Source organism: Limnobacter litoralis (assembly GCF_030160455.1).
Taxonomy (GTDB): Bacteria; Pseudomonadota; Gammaproteobacteria; order Burkholderiales; family Burkholderiaceae_B; genus Limnobacter; species Limnobacter litoralis.
In genome coordinates this window covers 51,555-69,292 of record NZ_BSOJ01000030.1, presented here as the reverse complement: position 1 = coordinate 69,292, position 17,738 = coordinate 51,555, and the positions used below count along the sequence as shown (strand labels likewise).

Sequence of the window (17,738 nt, the reverse complement as noted above, 5' to 3'; positions counted from 1 at the left end):
CGCCGCACAACCGCCATTTGCAGCCTGATTTACCAGCTGGTCTCGCGTTCCGGGCTGGCACTGACCCTGTGAATACTGAGGTCGGCGCCATTGAATTCTTCTTCTTCGCTTAGGCGAATTCCCACTGTTTTCTTCAAAAGGCCGTACACCAACAAGCCGCCGGCAAAGGCAATGGCTACACCTACAAGGGTACCCACCAGTTGGGACATGAAGCTGACGCCGCCGATGCCACCCAGAGCCTTTTGACCCAATACACCGGCAGCAATGCCACCGAAGGAGCCGCACAAGCCATGCAGCGGCCAAACGCCCAGTACGTCGTCAATTTTGAGCTTGTTTTGCGTCAGTGTGAACATGTACACAAACAGAAAGCCGGCCGCGCCACCAGTAAACAGGGCGCCAAGGGGGTGCATGATGTCGCTGCCTGCACACACTGCCACCAGGCCAGCCAAAGGGCCGTTGTAGACGAAGCCGGGGTCATTGCGCCCGGCAACCAAGGCCGCCAGCGTGCCACCCACCATGGCCATCAGGCTGTTGACAGCCACCAGTCCGGAAATGCCATCGATTTTCTGGGCGCTCATGACGTTAAAGCCAAACCAGCCCACCGCAAGAATCCAGCTTCCGAGTGCAAGAAAGGGGATGGATGAGGGCGGGTGTGAGCTGATGCGACCGTCTTTGGTGTATCGCCCGCGGCGTGCGCCCAGCAGTAACACAGCTGCAAGGCCGATCCAGCCACCCACAGCGTGCACGACCACGCTACCTGCAAAGTCGTGAAAGGGCTGTCCAAACAGACTTTTGAGCAGGTCCTGAAAGCCCAGGTTGTCGTTCCAGGTCATGCCTTCAAAAAACGGATAAACCAGACCAACCAGCACGGCCGTGGCCACCAATTGGGGCATAAAGCGCGCGCGTTCCGCGATTCCCCCGGACACGATGGCTGGAATGGCTGCGGCAAAGGTGAGCAGGAAGAAGAACTTCGTCAGGGCATAGCCGTTGTTCATGTTCAATTCAGCGGCGTTGGCGTAAAAATGCGTGCCATAGGCAATGCCGTACCCCACGAAAAAATACATGATGGTGCTGACCGAAAAGTCGGTCAGAATTTTGACGAGGGCGTTGACCTGGTTTTTGGACCGCACGGTGCCCACTTCCAGAAACGCAAACCCGGCGTGCATGGCAAGCACCATAATGGCGCCTAAAAGCACGAACAAGGTGTCGAGAGAGAGTTTAATTTGATCCATTTTGGTGAATTTTCAGGTGAAATGTTATGTAATGGGGCATTTCTAGCAAACACTGTGCCTGAAAATTGCACCTTAATAGTGCATTAAGAATTGCCAATTGGCTTAGGTTAGGGTGTCAAGCCGCTTGCGTTTGCGTTTTTCATCGTCGGTCAATGGCGTGGGTGCCAATTGAAACGTCAGGCTGGCTGCGTATTTGTCCGGATGAAAGCGGTTGTCACCTGCATGCCGCTGATTGAATGCTTGTCTGTTTTTGAGATGTGACAGTGATTCGATGGTTTTCTGCAGGGGTTCGGTGGGCCGTTGTTCGCTCACGCTGCTTGTTAGGTTCAGTTTGAGTTCACCCATGGCTGAAATGACGGCAGACTGAATTGCAGCGGGCGATTTCAGTTTGAACTGACCGAAATCCTCGGACGTTTCAATGATGTCATGCAGGTTCAGCGATGTGCCGCATTCTGCTTGAAGTACAGTGGCCAGCGTGTCGATTGACTTGTCGCTGTAGGGCAACCACTGCCCCGTGGGCGAGGGCAGATTCATTCGCAAGGTTTCGTGCAAATTGTTGGCAATCAGTGTCGCTATGCTTTGCGGCGTCACGGTTTTTGCAAGCAGGGCATGCGCCACGGGGCTTACCCCGTCCTGAAAGTAGGCTGCGATGTTGGCGTCTTCTCGGGCAACCAGCCCCCAGGTGTCGGCCACTGCATTTTTCAGGCCCTGAACATGATGAATTTCCATGACTTTCGCATTTGAAAACCCTTTGCTTTCGTGTTGAACCAACGCCAGCAAATGCTGATCGATCAGCTGGTTTTTGGCCAGCAGTATTTTAGAGGCTAGCCCCTGTCCCCTTGATTGAAGGGCCTCTATTGCGTTTTGAATGTTCAGTGCTTCGCCTTCACCGCAAACACCCAGCGAACCAAACACCTCCGCTGCGATGCTGCTTCGTTCTTCAATCGGGATGTGATCGCTTTTCAGCAGGGTGCAGAGATGGCGAAGGTTGGTGCGGATGAGGCCAAAAGTAATGGGTTTTAAATGGGGGCCAGCTGCTTTGATCTTGCCTTTCTCGAAAACTTGCAAGCCATCCAGGGCGCGCTGTCGACCTTTGCCGGGCTGTGCGTGGATCAGCAAAAACTGGCGAGCCTGGGCCGTCAGGTTCAGCATGTCCTGTTGATAGGCCAGCAGGGCGGGGCCTTTTCGAAACTGTTCCCAGTCCGCCCTGTTGCTGGGTATGGGTGGCAGGCTGTCTTGGGTTTGCGGGGTGTGGGCAGCCGACCGGTTGTATTCGGATTGGAGTGCAACCAGGCTTTCTGCAAAGTGGTTGGCTTGAATGGATGAAGGGGTGGGCATACGTTTCCACGGCTTAGAGGCAGTCGTTACCCCATTGAGTGGTCGTGGATTCCCTGTGGTTCCGAATAAGGGTCGATCAGCTTGGTGCCGCCAGTGCACCCCACACAATCTGAAACAGGGCATCAAACTGATCAGTCAGTCGTTCGCTTTCATTGCGCAGGAAGTGCATCTGTACGACTCGCCCAAAGATACCCATGAACACATCCAGCAGTATCTTGGAGGATACATTGTTGTTCAGCACGCCCACCTTTTGACCGTCTTTGAACAGGCCCAAAAAAGCGTTCATCAGGTCTGGGCTTTCATACACGGGCAGGTTTTGATAGCGGCTGGCCGGTATTGAAACTGTCAGCAACAAGATGACACGCGGGTGTCTGTCAAAATAATCCAGCATCACCCACAGGGTTTTGCGCAGCCGCTCCCGGAAGTTTTCAATGCCGTTGAGGTGATCAATCATCCGTTGAGCCAGGCGTGTCAGCGTGCTGTCGAGCACATAGGCCACCAGTTGCTCTTTGCTGCCGAAGTATTTGTAAATGGTTTGCAGCGAGACGTGCGCAGCCTGAGCCACTTCAATCAACGACACGTTGTTGAAGTCACGCGCAGTGAACAACTCAAGTACCGCATTTTCCAGGCGGTCCAGTGTTGACTTGCGCATGTTTTGAGGTGCCTGAGGCGCTTGGCGTTGGGTCATTGAATCAGGAAAGATCGATTCGAAAGCGCCATTTATATCAGCTTTTTACTCAGATTTTGGGTCTTCGGTAACCGCCCGTATGCCCGTTGGGTGACAAAACCAGTTGCCAAAGCTGGTTGTCGCGCGCGCGAAAGGTGCCGGCACACACCAACAGGTAATAGCGCCACATGCGGTAAAAGCGTTCGTCGTAGTGTTGCTGCAGCCTGGGCCAGGCCTTTTCAAACCGGTCCTGCCAGGCCATCAGTGTTTTGTCGTAATCGGCACCGAAGTTGTGCCAGTCTTCCAGTATGAACCAGGGTTCGCTCGCCTGAATCAACTCGCTGGCCGAGGGCAAAGCGCCATTCGGAAATATGTGCCTTTCGATCCAGGGGTCAATGGCCCGCCCCGGGTCGTTTTTGCCAATGGTGTGTAGCAACATGAGCCCATCTGCTTTCAGGCTGCGCTTGGCCATCTGGAAGTAGGTGCTGTAATTTTTATGTCCCACGTGTTCAAACATGCCAATGGACGCGATCCGGTCAAACCGTTGTCTGCCTTCTGGATTAAACAGGCGATAGTCCGTGAATTCAAATTTCACAGGCAGATTGCCGCAGTGATTCATGCCCCAGTGGGCCTGCTCCTTCGAGACGGTCAGCCCGGTGCACTGCACCCCATAATGTTCAGCCGCAAAGCGCATCAGGCTGCCCCAGCCGCAACCGATGTCCAGCAGGGTCATGCCTGGCTTCAGCTGCAACTTTTGGCACACCAGGTCGAGCTTGTCCTGCTGGGCTTGTTCCAGCGTTTCTGCCTTGCGCCAATACCCGCAGCTGTAAGCCATGTAAGGGTCAAGCATGGCCTCGAACAGGTCGTTGCCGAGATCATAATGCTGTCGCCCAACTTGCCAGGCTCGTCGAACCGACTGCAGGTTGATCACCTTGGCTTTCAGAATCGAAATCAACAGACCTGGGCGTGCCACCGATTCGTCGAGTCTTGCACGCAGGGCTCGGCAAACCATTTCATCCAGTTGCTCGCAGTCCCACCAGCCTTCCACATGGCTTTCGCCCAAACCCAGGCTGCCCTCGGAAAGGATGCGTTCAATGGCGTGGGGGTTGTGGATTTGAATGTCCCAAGGGCGGCTGCCGTTGGGCACAATGTCTGCGCGGGCCAACAGCTCGCAAAACGAATCGTGCAAAGGGTGTTCAAGAAGGAATTCGCTTGCTGCGTGAGACTGTGGGTGGGCGGACATGCTGCCTCCTGCGTTGGCTCAACTTCAACCTTTTCATTGTAAGGCTGTGAGGCAGCCCGGGGAAATTGATTTTTTCAATGCCCCCGGTGTTTCATGTCTTTGATTTAAATGGCGTTTACGCCGGCCAATTTGGCGCTTTCGAGGTACAGGCGCTCAATCATGGCTTCGTCTTTGGCGCGCTTTGAGATGGGCAGTGGACCGTGCGCCGATTTGAATTCGCCGGTGCGCCCCTTCCAGTCATCGCCCACGGCCATGTTGACCAGGTATGCACCGGCCCGGTCGGTTGAAATGAGGAACAATTTGAAGATCTTGTGCACCAGGCTTGGAAATTCACGGTAGATGTCTGAATCCACGCCGCCAGGGTGAACGGCGTTGCTGGTGACGTGTGCAGGCAGGCGTTTGGCCAGTGCACTGCTGAACAGGGCGTTGGCCAGCTTGGATTGCCCATAGGCTGTGGTGCCCGAATATTTGGCACGGCCGCGGAAGGTGTCAAAGTCGATCTTGCCCAGGTTGTGCATGATCGAAGACACATGAATGATGCGTGCCTCGGGCGCTTTGGTGATCACTGGCAGCAGCAATTGGGTCAACAGATAGTGGCCCAGGTAATTCACGCCGAACTGCAGCTCGAAGCCTTCCTCCGTAAATTGCTGTTTGACCGGGTAGGCCCCGGCGTTGTTGATCAGTACGTCAATCATCGGGAAGTCTGCGCTGATTTTGGCTGAGAACTGTCGGATGCTGTCGAATGAGGCCAGGTCGAGCGGATAAACCCGCACATCGGCATCGGCCTTCCTTTGTTTGATCTGGCTGGCGGCCTGCTTGGCCTTCTCCTGGTTTCTGCAGGCCAGAATGACGGTGTGCCCGGCAATGGCCAGTTGTGTGGCGGTGGCCAGGCCAATGCCTGTGTTGCCACCAGTGATCAGGATTGTTTTTGGGTGTTGCATGGTGCGCCTTGTTGCGAATGGTCAAAAGGTAATTATTATTACCAAATTCGTAGAATTTATGCTCTAAAGTAACATATTGCCTTGCATGTGCATTTGCACATTGCCATTCTTGAAGATCAGAACTAAAAACCCAAGCGGTAATTTGGATTACCGAACGGATTTTCATTGGAGGCAATACATGCCATCGGCACTGATTTTTGACGCTGTAAGAACCCCACGGGGCAAAGGTAAAAAAGACGGCAGCCTGCACCAGGCCACGCCTGTGTGGCTGTTGAACAACCTGCTGACTGCATTGCAGCAACGCAACAACCTCGACACCAGTTTGGTGGACGACGTTGTTTTGGGTTGCGTCACACCCGTCGGTGAGCAAGGCGCTGACATTGCGCGCACGGCAGTGCTGGACGCAGGTTGGGCCGAAAGTGTGGCAGGCGTTACGCAGAGCCGTTTTTGCGCGTCGGGTCTGGAGTCGGTCAACCTGGCCGCAGCCAAGGTGGGCAGCGGCATTGAAGACATGGTGGTTGCTGGCGGTGTTGAGAGCATGAGCCGCTGGGCCATGGGCAGCGACGGAGGTGCCTGGTTCATGGACCCCCGCATCAACAACAAGCTGGGCTTTATCCCGCAGGGCATTTCCGCGGACTTGATTGCCACACTGGAAGGTTTCAGCCGCCAGGACGTCGACGCCTACGCCGTTGAAAGCCAGCGTCGGGCTGCCAAGGCACAGGCCGAAGGTCGTTTCAACAAAGGCCGAGTGCCTGTGAAAGACCTGAACGGTTTGACCATGCTGGACCACGACGAATTCATTCGTGGCGGCGCCACACTGGAAAGTCTGGCCAGCCTGCAGCCCTCGTTCGCCATGATGGGTCAAATGGGCTTTGACGCCACAGCCCTGCGCAAATACACCACGATTGAAAGCATCAACCACGTGCACCACGCGGGCAACAGCTCGGGCATCGTGGATGGTGCTGCATTGGTGTTGGTGGGTTCTGAAGCTGCGGGCAAAGCCGCTGGTCTGAAGCCGCGTGCCCGCATTCGTGCGGCCGCGGTGATTGGTTCAGAGCCAACCATCATGCTGACTGGCCCAACACCTGCCTGCCAAAAGGCACTGCGCAAGGCGGGTCTTCAAGCGTCTGACATCGATTTGTGGGAAATCAACGAAGCATTCGCCGTGGTACCCATGCAGACTGCCCGCAACCTGGGCGTCAGCCTGGACCGTGTGAACGTCAACGGCGGTTCGATCGCCATGGGCCACCCACTTGGGGCCACTGGTGCAATCATTCTCGGCACTCTGCTGGATGAGCTGGAGCGGCAAGACAAAACCCTGGGTTGTGCCACGCTGTGCGTGGGCGGCGGCATGGGCATTGCCACCATTATTGAACGCATCTGAGACGCAGGGAGGAATTGAACATGACTGCAGTGAAATTTGAATTGGGTGCCGACGGTATTGCGGTGGTGACCCTGGACATGCCCGGCCGTTCCATGAACGTGCTGAACGACGAACTGATGGGCCCTTACGCCGAGGTGCTGTCCAAAATTGAAACAGACCCAGCCGTGAAGGGTGTGGTTTTGACCTCTGGCAAAAAAGAGTTTTTGGCCGGGGCCGATCTTGAAAATGTGTACAAGATCACCGACCCACAGGTTGCATTTGATTTGGCGGAAGCCTTCAAAGGCCTGTTGCGTCGCATGGAAAAGTGCACCAAGCCCTTTGTGGCCGCATTGAACGGCACTGCCTTGGGCGGCGGTCTTGAACTGGCTTTGGCTTGTAACCATCGCATCGCGCTGAACAACCCCAAGGCCAAGTTTGGCTTGCCCGAGGTGAAATTGGGTCTGCTGCCTGGCGGCGGTGGTACGCAGCGCCTGCCACGCATCGTGGGCATTCAGGAAAGCTTGCAACTGATGACGCAGGGCACCGAGCTGCGCGTTGAACAGGCCTTGAAGAAGGGCATTCTGAACGACACTGCCGACACACTGGAAGAGCTGATCAGCAAGGCCCGCGCCTGGTGCGTGGCCAACCAGGTGGCCCAGCAGCCTTGGGATGTCAAAGGATTCAAGTTCCCCGGCGGCGATTCAAAGCACCCCGCCATTGCGCAATTGTGGGCGATTGCCCCTTCCATGGCCAACGCCAAGGCTTATGGCAACTACCCAGCGCTGAACCACATCGCGAGTTGTGTGTTTGAGGGTGGCATCACCGACATCGACACCGGTTTGAAGGTGGAAAGCCGTTACTTTGCTGCCTGCGTGCTCTCGCAGGAAAGCAAGAACATGATGAATACGCTGTGGTTCCAGCTGAACGCCATCAAGAAAGGCCAAAGCCGACCCAGCGCACCTGCAAAATCGCAAGTGAAGAAGCTGGGTATTTTGGGCGCAGGCATGATGGGTGCCGGCATTGCCTACGTGTCGGCCAAAGTGGGCATTGAAGTGGTGTTGATCGACGCCACGCAGGAAGCCGCTGACAAGGGCAAGGCCTACAGCACCAATTTGCTGGACAAGGCGATTGCGAAAAAGCGCAGCACGCCCGAAAAGAAAGACGCTTTGCTGAGCCTGATTACCGCCTCCACCGATTATTCCAAACTGGAAGGCGCTGACTTGGTGATTGAAGCGGTGTTTGAAGACCGTGGCGTAAAGGCCGAAGTAACGGCCAAGGCCGAGGCGGTGATTCCCGCCAGTGCGGTGTTTGCGTCCAACACGTCAACCCTGCCAATCACAGGCTTGGCCCAGGCTTCCAAGCGACCCAAGCAGTTTATTGGTCTGCACTTTTTCAGCCCAGTGGACAAAATGCCGCTGGTTGAAATCATCTGCGGCAAAGACACCGACGATGAAACCCTGGCCAAAGGCTTTGACTATGTTCAGCAAATCGGCAAAACACCGATTGTGGTCAATGACAGCCGCGGCTTTTTCACCAGCCGCGTGTTTGGCACTTACCTGATGGAAGGCGCAGCCATGGTGGGCGAGGGTGTGCACCCACGCAGCATCGAAATGGCCGGTCTGGAGGCAGGCATGCCGATGCCACCGCTGGCCATTCACGACGAGGTCAGTTTGAGCCTGTCCATCCTGATTGAAAACCAGACCCGCAAGGACATGGAAGCTGCAGGTCAAACTTTCCCTGAGCACCCGGGTTCCAAAGTGATGCGCGCCATTGCTGAAAAGCACGGTCGCATTGGCAAAAAGGCCGGCAAAGGGTATTACGACTACACCCCGACCGGCAAAACCCTGTGGCCCGGCATCAATCAGGAATTTCCTTTGGCCAAAGAGCAACCCTCCAGCCAGGAAATTCAGGATCGCCTGATGTACATCCAGGCCAACGAGGCCGCCAAGTGCCTGCAGGAAAAAGTGCTGCGCACCGTCGCTGACGGCAACATCGGGTCGATTTTCGGCCTTGGTTTTGCGCCGTTTACCGGCGGCATGCTGCAGTTTATCAATGCCAAAGGTTTGCCCCAGTTCGTGAAGCGTTGCGAAGAGCTGGCTGCCAAGTATGGCGAGCGTTTCAAGCCAGCCAGCATGCTGGTTGAACTGGCCGCCCAAGGCAAACAACTTGAAGACGTCTTGAACTAAAGACACAAGGAGCAATGACAATGGTTTTTAAAGCAATCATGAATGGCCTGATCAAGGCCAAGGCCATGCCGCAAATTTCCCCCACTGAGCGCCAGGCGCTGGAAGCGGGCACGGTGTGGATCGACGGGCAGGTGTTCTCGGGCAAGCCCGATTTTGCAAAAATGTTCAGCGAGCCCTACGCCAAACTGAACAAACGCGAGCGCGATTTCATCGATGGCCCGGTCAAGAACCTGTGCGACATGGTCGACAGCTATGAACTGGCCCGCACGCGCATTGTGCCCAAGCAAGCCATCGACTACATGAAGTCTCAGGGCTTTTTCAGCTTCCTGATTCCGCAGTCCTATGGCGGCCAAGAGTTTTCGGTGAACGCCATTTCAACCATCATGGCCATGTTGAGTGCGCACAGCCCCTTGCTGTCCACTTTTGTGGTGATTCCCAACAGCCTGGGCGCGGCCGAACTGCTGAAACACTACGGCAAGCAAAGCCAGAAGGACCACTATTTGCCACGCCTGGCCAGTGGTGAATACCTGCCTTGTTTCGGCTTGACCGAGCCAACGGCTGGTTCAGACGCTGCGTCCATTCTGGCCCGTGGCGTGCTGTTCAAAAACGCCGAAGGCAAGCTGCAGATCAAGCTGAACTTCCGCAAGCGCTACATCACACTGGCCCCGGTGGCCAACCTGATCTCGCTGGCCTTCAAACTGCAAGACCCCGACAATCTGCTGGGCAAAGGCAGCGATGTTGGCATCACGGTTGCACTGGTGCACCGCGGTACGCCTGGTCTTGAAATGGGCAAGCACCATCAACCGATTGGTGATGCCTTCTACAACGGCCCCATTGTGGGCAAAGACGTGGTCATCGACGCCGACGAAATCATCGGTGGTGTGGAGTGCGCCGGTCAAGGTTGGCGCATGTTGATGGAGCAGCTGGCTGGTGGTCGTGCCGTTTCATTGCCAGCGGGTGCTGTCGGTGGTGTGCGTGCTGCTGCTGCCGCAGCGGGTGCTTACGCCCGTGTGCGGCAACAGTTCGGCATGCCCATTGCTGAAATGGAAGGCATTCAGGAAAAGCTGGCTGAAATTGCAGCCATGGCTTACCTGGCCGAAGGGGCGCGTGTGTACGCGGTCAGCGCGCTGGACAATGACGAGCAGCCTCCGGTGGTGTCTGCGGTCTGGAAAGCCTATTTGACTGAGTTGTCGCGCGTGCAGGCCACCAACGCCATGGACGTGATGGCTGGTGCCGGCGTGATGCAAGGCCCCAACAACATCATCGGTCGCGGTTATTGTTCAGCCCCGGTGGCCATCACCGTGGAAGGTGCGAACATCATGACCCGCAGTCTGATCACCTTTGGTCAGGGTGCTGTGCGTTGCCACCCCTACGCGTTCAAAATTGCCAACGCGCTGGAAGCCAATGATCTGCCCACATTCAGCAGCGCGCTGAAAGGCTGGATCGGCCACATGGTGGTCAACACCGGCCGCCTGATTGGCCTGACCGCCACACGTGGTTACCTGGCCAGTGTGCCCAAGATTGACGGCGTGACACCTTACCTGCGCAAGCTGGCTTGGACTTCTTCACGCTACGCTTATCTCACCGACATGGCTTTGCTGACCGTGGGCGGCAAGTTGAAGGCCCGCCAACAACTGACCGGTCACTTTGCTGATGCATTGGGCTGGCAATTGCTCGCCATTTCAACCGTTCGCCGCTATGTGGCGGAAGGCGAGCAGCGCGAAGACTTGCCACTGGTGCAGTACGCCTGTGAATACGCGCTGGAGAAAATCCAGAAGGCGTTTGAGTCCATTTACGCCAACTTCGGCAAGAACCCCTTGGGCTTGTGGATGCGCACCGTGGGTTATTTGGGTCTGCGCCTGAATCCGCTGGTGGGTTCAACCCGCGACCGATTGGTTCCTGTTGTGGCCAAAACCATCACCAAGTCGGGCGCGCAAATGGATCGCATTGCGGGCGACTTGTACCTGCCCAAGGTCAACCTGGCTGAGTTGGACAACGACGAAGTACTGGCCAACACCACAGGTGTGAAGCGTCTGCTGGCTGCTTTTGAAGCAGTGCAGGCCGCAGAGGGTGTTCAGCGCAAGATCATGGCTGCACGCCGTGCCAAGCAGCTTGAAAAGGGATCTGTGCAGGAACTGGCCGACGCAGCACTGGCCAAAGGCATTATCACTGCAGACGACAAGAAGCTGCTGGACCGTGCCAACCGCATCAGCCTGGAGGCCATCATGGTGGACGAATTCACACCGCAGGAATTCTTCGGTGACGATTCAATCACCTACGCACCTGGCTTTGACAGCGCCAACTTGCCCAACGTACCGCATGGTGCAGTGGCTCAGCCAGTTGAGCGTTTGAAGGTGGTGAACTCCTGAAAAGGCATTGCTAAGTTTGAGTTGGCGCGCTCAGTTTGAGCCGCCATCACCTTCTGCCTTGGCAAGTCTTTTTCCCCGGCTTGCTGGTTCTGGCTTGGGGCATGCGAAATGCAATGGCGTCTTCGCATCGATTGCCTGAAGTCGGCAGAACGCAGTGACGACTCAAACTTCGCTTGATGCTGATGCTGATGCTGATGCTGATGCTGATGCTGATTCGGCGATCGTCAGGGGCGCTGGTGCCGCCTTCAAGAAAGCCTGCCCGTTTGAATACAATTGTTGCGCACGACCTGGGGTCGTCGCGGAGGCCCGGCGATTACTTTTGCCGGGCGAGGCGAGCAAGAATTGACATTCAATGAGGGGGCAGTCAGGCTTTCAGGCGGCCCGGTGATCCTGAGATTCGCCGATTCAGGTCAGCGATTCGCCGATTCAGGTCAGCGATTTATTACGACAACAATTCATCACGAGGTAATCCCGCATGGCGCCCATCCAAGACCCAACCCTGCTTGCTGGCATCACAGTGCTTGACCTGTCGCGCAACTTGCCAGGGCCAGCCACTTCACTGGTACTGCAGCAAATGGGTGCGACCGTCATCAAGCTGGAGCCACCGCATGGGGACGATGCCAAAAGCATGCCGATGCTGTACGAGGCCCTGAACAGCGAAAAGGCCATCGTAACGGCAGACTTTCGCACGCCAGAGGGAATCCAGATCCTGAAAGACCACGCGGCCAAAGCCGATGTGTTGATCGACGGATTCAGACCGGGTGTGATGGCTGACATGGGCTGCGGATACGACACCCTGAAAGCCCTGAACCCTCGCTTGGTGATGTGCTGCATCACAGGCTATGGTCAGCAGGGCAACCTTGCTGAAAAGGCTGGGCACGACATCAATTACATGGCGCTAAGCGGTGTACTGCATGGTTTGCAAACGGCCAGCGGTGACTTGCCTGTGCCTGCTGTGCAGTTTGGCGATTTGTTTGGCGGCACTGCATACGCCGTGCAGGGCATTCTGGCTGCGCTGTTGAAAGCCCAGCGCACCGGGCAGGGCAGTTTTGTCGACATCTCGATGACCCACAATCTGCACAAGCAAAACATCATGCCTGACAGCATGGAACAGATGTGGATTGCCATGACGGGTGCGCCGAAGGCGCATCAGGACGATTTGCTTTCTGGGGGGCTTGCCTGTTACAACGTGTACCGCACCCAAGACGACCGCTTTCTGGCGGTGGGCTCGCTGGAGCACCGTTTCTGGAAGGTGGCCTGCGAGGCCATGGGCAAGCCGGAGTGGGCAGACATTCACTGGAGCAAAGGCGTGTTTCCGGGCACACCTGCGGCGGTCAAAATTCGCGACGACGTGAAAGCGTTAATCGCTTCTCAGCCGCTTTCCCATTGGGAAATGGTATTCGGCAGGGTCGACGCCTGTGTCACCCCGGTGCTTAGCCGACAGGAAATTCGGGAACGCGGCATTCTGGCTTGAAGTGCGGCGATCGGCTGGTATTGGCACTCTAATTTCGCCAGAAAATCCCCCAATTTCCGGTAACAGTGGTATCGTTGGCATACAACAAGTCTTATACAACACTATAAAAACAATCGAGTGAAAAAGCTCGGCCGGGGAGACAGTCGGCACCAGTGCAGCAATGCTCTCCATCGGCCAATTCATTTGATTCAATGGAGATCAATACATGTCTGCCCGTCCAGAAGACGCGGGGCTTGAGCAAGCCCCCAAGGTAAGCCCCGACCAGTTCGGTGGTTTTGTCAGCAAAGAAGCCCAGGAACTCTTCGAGTCGCGTTACTGGACCAAATCCTACCCGCCTCGTGTACCCATTGACACGCCCCCGCTGCGCTATGCCAGTCTGCTGGAAATGGTGCAGGCCTCGCTGAAAAAATACGCCAACAACGTGGCATTTGTGTCGGCTGGCACGGAATTCACCTATCGGCAAGTGGACGAACTGTCTGACCAGTTTGCGGGTTACCTGCATTCCATCGGCATCAAGGCGGGCGACGTGGTCGCCATCATGATGCCCAACGCCGTGCAGTTTCCGGTGTGCTTTGTGGGTGCCATGAAGCTTGGTTGCACCCTGACCAACGTGAACCCGCTGTACACCGTGCGCGAATTGAACCACCAGTTGAAAGACAGTGGCGCGCAAACCATCGTGGTGTTCGAGAACTTTGCCAAGACCCTGCAAGATGCGCTGGAAGGCACACAGGTCAAGCAAATCGTGATTACGCAGCTTGGTGACCTGTTTGGCGGTTTGAAAGGCCCGCTGGTGAACTTTGTGATGCGCAAAGTCAAGAAAATGGTGCCCGAATACAGCCTGCCAGGTGCGATCAACATCAAGGCGGCTTTGGCCAAGGGCAAGGGCGTGAATTTTCCGAAGCCTGCCCCCAAGCTCGACGACGTGGCCCTGTTGCAGTACACCGGCGGCACCACAGGTGTCAGCAAGGGCGCCATGCTGACCCAACGCAATCTGCTGAGTAACCTTGAGCAGGGCCTGGCCTGGATGAGCGAAGCGATCGGCACCGAGCCCATTACTGTGGTCACCATGCTCCCGCTGTATCACATCTATGCGCTGGCTGTGAACTGTATGCTGTTCATGACTTTTGGTGCGCGCAATATTCTGGTGGCCAACCCGCGCGACGTTGGCATGGTGATGAAGGTACTGCGCAAAGAGAAGTTCCATGTCATCACAGCGGTCAATACCTTGTTCAATGCGTTCCTGAACAACGAAGAGTTCGTCAAGCGTGACTTTTCTGACATGAAATTCGCACTGAGTGGCGGTATGGCCCTCCAGCAACCGATTGCTGAGCGTTGGTACCAGGTCACAGGGTGCGCCATTTCCGAAGGCTTCGGCATGACCGAGACCTCACCCGTGGTTAGTGTGCCGCCTTTGCACGGTAGCGAACGCCCACCCTTTGCGGGCAATGTGGGTCTGCCCATCGTGGGAACAGACGTCCGTTTGCGCCGCGACGATGGTTTGTGGGGTGGCATCAACGAGCCTGGTGAAATCTGCGTGAAAGGCCCGCAAGTGATGCTGGGTTATTTGAATCGCCCAGAAGAAACCGCCAAAACCATCGACAAGGATGGTTGGCTGGCCACGGGCGACATTGGCGTGATGGACGAAAACGGCTTCCTGAAAATTGTGGACCGCAAGAAAGACATGATCATCGTGTCTGGCTTTAACGTGTTCCCCAATGAAATTGAGGACGTGGTTGCACAGCACCCCGGCGTACTTGAATGTGGTGTGGTCGGTGTTCCCGATCCGGTGTCTGGCGAAAAGGTCAAGCTGGTCGTGGTCAAAAAAGATCCAGCGCTGACCAAAGACGATCTGATCGCGCATTGCCGCAAGAACCTGACTGGCTACAAGATTCCGTCCTTTGTGGAATTCCGTAGCGACCTGCCCAAAACACCGGTCGGCAAGATTCTTCGCCGTGAGCTGCGTGACAAGCCGAAAGAGTAAACTATCGGTGTATTGAAGGCCTACAAAAAAACCCGTCCTCGGACGGGTTTTTTTTGTGGCTGATGGTTCAAATCATTTATCGGCGAACGTACATTTCAACCCTGCGGTTTTGTGTGCGACCACTTTCGGTGCTGTTGGAAGCCACTGGGAAGCGTTCGCCCAGACCTGCCGCAGTCAGGCGATTGCCCTCGATGCCTTTGCGTTCAAGAAATTCACGCACAGATTCGGCGCGACGAACAGACAGGTTGGCGTTGTAGCTGCTGCTGCCGGTGCTGTCGGTGTAGCCAATGATGCACACGATGGTGCCCGGGTTGTCGCGCAGTGTGGCACTGATCTGGTCCAGTGTGCTGGCAAATTTGGGTTTGATCGCGGTTTTGTCGGTGTCAAAAAGTGCAGCACCTGGAATGTCCAGCATGACAGAGCCGTCACGTTGCTCACGCACAGCGATTTCGCTACCAACCAGGTAACCGAACAAGCCGCCAAGACCAGCGCCGATCACGGTGTTTTTACCGCCTGTGGCGTTGCCGATCAGTGCGCCGGCAACGGCACCCACGCCAGCACCAATCGCTTTCTTGCTGTTGTCAACAGGGCGCTCGGGCGCAAGCGGGCAGCCCGCTTCAGCCACAGGCGAACCGGGTGCAGGCACAGGTTGGGGCGCGGGTTGGGTTTGAATTGATGAGCAGCCAGCCGCCAGCAGTGCGGCGGCCAGCGTGGTCGCTGTGAGCTTTTTCATGTTCAGTCCTTTTGCGTCTTTGAATCGTGAATCATTGTAACGCGATTAAACGGACAGGGTTGACCCTACTTTTTGAAAAGCAATTGCGCCGTTTTACCCATTAAATACCTTGGAAGCAGGCGTGAAGCAAGTGGAATGGCTTTGTTGCTCAGGCCGGTGACGATGCTGGCCCGACCGGCCCGCACTGCTTTCAGGCTGAGTTGAACCACTTTTTTGGGACTGTCCATCAGCTGAACAGCGCGCAAATGGCTGGTGCCTGCGATGTTGTGGAAATTGGTGTCGGTGGAACCTGGGCACACCGCTGTCACCTTGATGCCAGCGTCAGCAAGTTCAATGTTCAGGGCCTCACTGAAGCTGAGCACATAGGCTTTGCTGGCCGCATACACTGCGAAATTGGGGCAGGGCTGGAAGCTTGCCACTGAGGCGATGTTGATGATTTCACCTCGCATGGCTTGCATCATGTGAGGCAGGCAGAGGTAAGTCAGCTCGGTCAGCGTGTTCATGTTCAGTTGCATCATCTGTGCAATGCCTTCCATCGGCAGCTCGTGAAACCGGCCGTGCAGGCCAAAACCCGCGTTGTTTACGAGCAGTTCAACACGTCTCAAGCCTGCGCCCAGATCGGTTGCCAGTGCTTGCGCCGCGTTGGGTTTGGCCAGGTCGCGGGCATACACCTCGACGTTCACCCCGGTCTCCGAGTGAATTTGAGCGGCCAGTTCGTTCAGCGCGGCTTCGTTGCGCGCCACCAGGATCAGGTTGTACCCGCCCCGGGCCAGTTGCCATGCGAATTCAAGACCGATGCCGCTGGATGCGCCGGTGACCAGTGCGTAATGCTGTTTTGTGCTCATTTCGGTGTTTGCCTGTGGGTGTTTTGCGCCCTAGTGTAGGCAGAAATGGCCAGAGTGGCTATGCCAAAGCCCTTGTTTCAAGTGGGGGCTTCATTCTACTTTTTTAAAAAACTACGGAATAACCAGTATGTTGCTGTTCATTCGGCACGCGCTACACTGCTGTGCATGATCCGATCACTCACCGTTCTGCTTGCTTTTCAAGCCTTGGGCGAATTGCTCAGCAAAGGCTTGTTGCCTTCGATTCCCGGCCCTGTGTTTGGGCTGGTGTGTCTGCTCGCCTATTTTGTGATCCGCAAAGGGGTGCCCGACGATGTGGCCACCACGGCCAATGTTCTGGCCGCCAATCTGGGTTTGTTGTTTGTGCCTGCCGCAGTGGGCGTCGTTGTATTCTGGCCGGTTATTTCAGAGTACGGATTCACCATCTTTGTGACGCTGCTGATCAGCGTGGTGTGCACCATGGCGGCGACCGCCTGGGTTTTGAACAAACTGGCTGACAGGATCACGAAATGACACCGATCGCACACGGCAAAATGAATCTGCCCGAAATTTGGGTTTATCTGACGGGCAATCCGCTCACTGCGCTGTTTTTGACCCTGCTGGCCTATCAAATCGGCGTGTGGTGTTACAAAAAGTCAGGCATGCATCCGTTTGCCAACCCGGTGTTGATTGCGGTGTTGTTGCTGGCTGGCTTTTTGAAGATCAGCGGTTTGAGTTATCAGCAGTATTTCGCAGGTGCCCAGTTTGTTCACTTCATGCTGGGTACAGCCACGGTGGCTCTTGCAGTGCCCATTTATCAGGGTTTGGCGGCTTTGAAGGGCAATCTGGCGAGGTCACTGAGCATGCTGGTTGCGGCATTGTGCGTAGGGTCCACTGTGGCCATTTCCAGCGCTTTGACTGTTGCGAAGTTGATGCACGCCAATCTCGACATTACCCACAGCCTGTGGGCCAAATCGGTGACTGCACCCATTGGTATGGGCATCAGTGAGAACATCGGCGCTTCCCCCACGCTGACCGCCATTTTTGCCGTGGTCACCGGTATTTTTGGTGCGGCAACTGGCACTTACCTGTTCAATGCCATGGGCTTAAAGCGCTGGTGGGTGCGTGGCTTTGCCATGGGCCTGAGTGCACATGGCATCGGCACGGCGCGCGCCTTTGCCGTTCATCCGGAAGCAGGGCAATACGCAAGCCTCGGCATGGGTTTACACGGCATTTTTGGCGCGGTGTTCATTCCGCTGGCCTTTCATTGGCTGGTGGGCAGCTAATCTTCAAAAGCAGGCCGACCAGGCGGTGGCAAATACAGCCCGCATGTCGGGGCTGAAGTAGCTTGCCATGGTCAGTGCGATCACCAGCAGCAAGATCACCTGCA

Annotated in this window: 14 protein-coding genes; 7 read left to right on the top strand and 7 right to left on the bottom strand. The window is 56.0% G+C overall.

Annotation, left to right across the window (positions count from 1 at the left end; genetic code table 11):
* Positions 1-29 precede the first annotated feature (29 nt).
* From QQJ87_RS12335 to QQJ87_RS12315, 5 genes are all read right to left on the bottom strand, one after another.
* Positions 30-1,232, bottom strand: a complete 1,203-nt coding sequence (locus QQJ87_RS12335) for an ammonium transporter (protein ID WP_284282079.1) — start codon at positions 1,230-1,232, stop codon at positions 30-32.
* 102 nt (positions 1,233-1,334) lie between these two features.
* A complete protein-coding gene (locus tag QQJ87_RS12330; RefSeq protein WP_284282078.1) occupies positions 1,335-2,570 on the bottom strand; it encodes a hypothetical protein in 1,236 nt (411 codons plus the stop codon).
* 76 nt (positions 2,571-2,646) lie between these two features.
* On the bottom strand, positions 2,647-3,222 hold the full coding sequence (locus tag QQJ87_RS12325) for a TetR/AcrR family transcriptional regulator (protein ID WP_284282077.1): 576 nt from the start codon (positions 3,220-3,222) through the stop codon (positions 2,647-2,649).
* Positions 3,223-3,307: 85 nt separating this feature from the next.
* Positions 3,308-4,480 (bottom strand): cyclopropane fatty acyl phospholipid synthase, encoded by a 1,173-nt coding sequence (cfa, locus tag QQJ87_RS12320; protein ID WP_284282076.1) that lies wholly within the window; start codon positions 4,478-4,480, stop codon positions 3,308-3,310.
* 104 nt (positions 4,481-4,584) lie between these two features.
* Positions 4,585-5,421 carry an SDR family oxidoreductase gene (locus QQJ87_RS12315; protein ID WP_284282075.1) on the bottom strand — a complete coding sequence of 279 codons (837 nt, stop codon included), beginning with the start codon at positions 5,419-5,421 and terminating at the stop codon, positions 4,585-4,587.
* A 178-nt stretch (positions 5,422-5,599) separates the two neighbouring features.
* Between QQJ87_RS12315 and QQJ87_RS12310 the strand changes: the two genes are divergently transcribed.
* The 5 genes from QQJ87_RS12310 (at position 5,600) to QQJ87_RS12290 (ending at position 14,794) form a co-directional block, all read left to right on the top strand.
* Positions 5,600-6,805, top strand: a complete 1,206-nt coding sequence (locus QQJ87_RS12310) for an acetyl-CoA C-acetyltransferase (protein ID WP_284282074.1) — start codon at positions 5,600-5,602, stop codon at positions 6,803-6,805.
* A gap of 20 nt (positions 6,806-6,825) precedes the next feature.
* Positions 6,826-8,970, top strand: coding sequence for a 3-hydroxyacyl-CoA dehydrogenase NAD-binding domain-containing protein (locus tag QQJ87_RS12305; protein WP_284282073.1), 2,145 nt, complete (start codon positions 6,826-6,828; stop codon positions 8,968-8,970).
* Positions 8,971-8,990: 20 nt separating this feature from the next.
* Positions 8,991-11,339 carry an acyl-CoA dehydrogenase gene (locus QQJ87_RS12300; RefSeq protein WP_284282072.1) on the top strand — a complete coding sequence of 783 codons (2,349 nt, stop codon included), beginning with the start codon at positions 8,991-8,993 and terminating at the stop codon, positions 11,337-11,339.
* A gap of 475 nt (positions 11,340-11,814) precedes the next feature.
* Complete coding sequence (locus QQJ87_RS12295; RefSeq protein ID WP_284282071.1) at positions 11,815-12,813, top strand: CaiB/BaiF CoA transferase family protein; 999 nt, start codon at positions 11,815-11,817, stop codon at positions 12,811-12,813.
* Positions 12,814-13,018: 205 nt separating this feature from the next.
* Positions 13,019-14,794, top strand: coding sequence for an AMP-binding protein (locus tag QQJ87_RS12290; RefSeq protein WP_284282070.1), 1,776 nt, complete (start codon positions 13,019-13,021; stop codon positions 14,792-14,794).
* Between the two features lie 76 nt (positions 14,795-14,870).
* On the opposite strand, the gene QQJ87_RS12285 is transcribed toward QQJ87_RS12290, so the two are convergent.
* Both QQJ87_RS12285 and QQJ87_RS12280 read right to left on the bottom strand, forming a co-directional pair.
* A complete protein-coding gene (locus QQJ87_RS12285) occupies positions 14,871-15,527 on the bottom strand; it encodes an OmpA family protein (RefSeq protein WP_284282069.1) in 657 nt (218 codons plus the stop codon).
* A 65-nt stretch (positions 15,528-15,592) separates the two neighbouring features.
* Positions 15,593-16,372, bottom strand: coding sequence for an SDR family NAD(P)-dependent oxidoreductase (locus tag QQJ87_RS12280; RefSeq protein ID WP_284282068.1), 780 nt, complete (start codon positions 16,370-16,372; stop codon positions 15,593-15,595).
* 165 nt (positions 16,373-16,537) lie between these two features.
* On the opposite strand from QQJ87_RS12280, the gene QQJ87_RS12275 reads away from it, so the two are divergent.
* Both QQJ87_RS12275 and QQJ87_RS12270 read left to right on the top strand, forming a co-directional pair.
* Positions 16,538-16,882, top strand: a complete 345-nt coding sequence (locus QQJ87_RS12275; RefSeq protein ID WP_284282067.1) for a CidA/LrgA family protein — start codon at positions 16,538-16,540, stop codon at positions 16,880-16,882.
* Positions 16,879-17,634, top strand: a complete 756-nt coding sequence (locus tag QQJ87_RS12270; protein ID WP_284282066.1) for an LrgB family protein — start codon at positions 16,879-16,881, stop codon at positions 17,632-17,634. The genes QQJ87_RS12275 and QQJ87_RS12270 overlap by 4 nt, the downstream gene beginning before the upstream one ends.
* Positions 17,635-17,738: the final 104 nt, after the last annotated feature.

Coding starts and splice junctions, on each gene's coding strand:
- QQJ87_RS12315 (WP_284282075.1), bottom strand. CDS start 5,421: ATGCAACACCCAAAAACAATCCTGATCACTGGTGGCAACACAGGCATT.
- QQJ87_RS12295 (WP_284282071.1), top strand. CDS start 11,815: ATGGCGCCCATCCAAGACCCAACCCTGCTTGCTGGCATCACAGTGCTT.
- QQJ87_RS12285 (WP_284282069.1), bottom strand. CDS start 15,527: ATGAAAAAGCTCACAGCGACCACGCTGGCCGCCGCACTGCTGGCGGCT.
- QQJ87_RS12275 (WP_284282067.1), top strand. CDS start 16,538: ATGATCCGATCACTCACCGTTCTGCTTGCTTTTCAAGCCTTGGGCGAA.
- QQJ87_RS12270 (WP_284282066.1), top strand. CDS start 16,879: ATGACACCGATCGCACACGGCAAAATGAATCTGCCCGAAATTTGGGTT.
- QQJ87_RS12330 (WP_284282078.1), bottom strand. CDS start 2,570: ATGCCCACCCCTTCATCCATTCAAGCCAACCACTTTGCAGAAAGCCTG.
- QQJ87_RS12280 (WP_284282068.1), bottom strand. CDS start 16,372: ATGAGCACAAAACAGCATTACGCACTGGTCACCGGCGCATCCAGCGGC.
- cfa (WP_284282076.1), bottom strand. CDS start 4,480: ATGTCCGCCCACCCACAGTCTCACGCAGCAAGCGAATTCCTTCTTGAA.
- QQJ87_RS12325 (WP_284282077.1), bottom strand. CDS start 3,222: ATGCGCAAGTCAACACTGGACCGCCTGGAAAATGCGGTACTTGAGTTG.
- QQJ87_RS12305 (WP_284282073.1), top strand. CDS start 6,826: ATGACTGCAGTGAAATTTGAATTGGGTGCCGACGGTATTGCGGTGGTG.
- QQJ87_RS12310 (WP_284282074.1), top strand. CDS start 5,600: ATGCCATCGGCACTGATTTTTGACGCTGTAAGAACCCCACGGGGCAAA.
- QQJ87_RS12300 (WP_284282072.1), top strand. CDS start 8,991: ATGGTTTTTAAAGCAATCATGAATGGCCTGATCAAGGCCAAGGCCATG.
- QQJ87_RS12335 (WP_284282079.1), bottom strand. CDS start 1,232: ATGGATCAAATTAAACTCTCTCTCGACACCTTGTTCGTGCTTTTAGGC.
- QQJ87_RS12290 (WP_284282070.1), top strand. CDS start 13,019: ATGTCTGCCCGTCCAGAAGACGCGGGGCTTGAGCAAGCCCCCAAGGTA.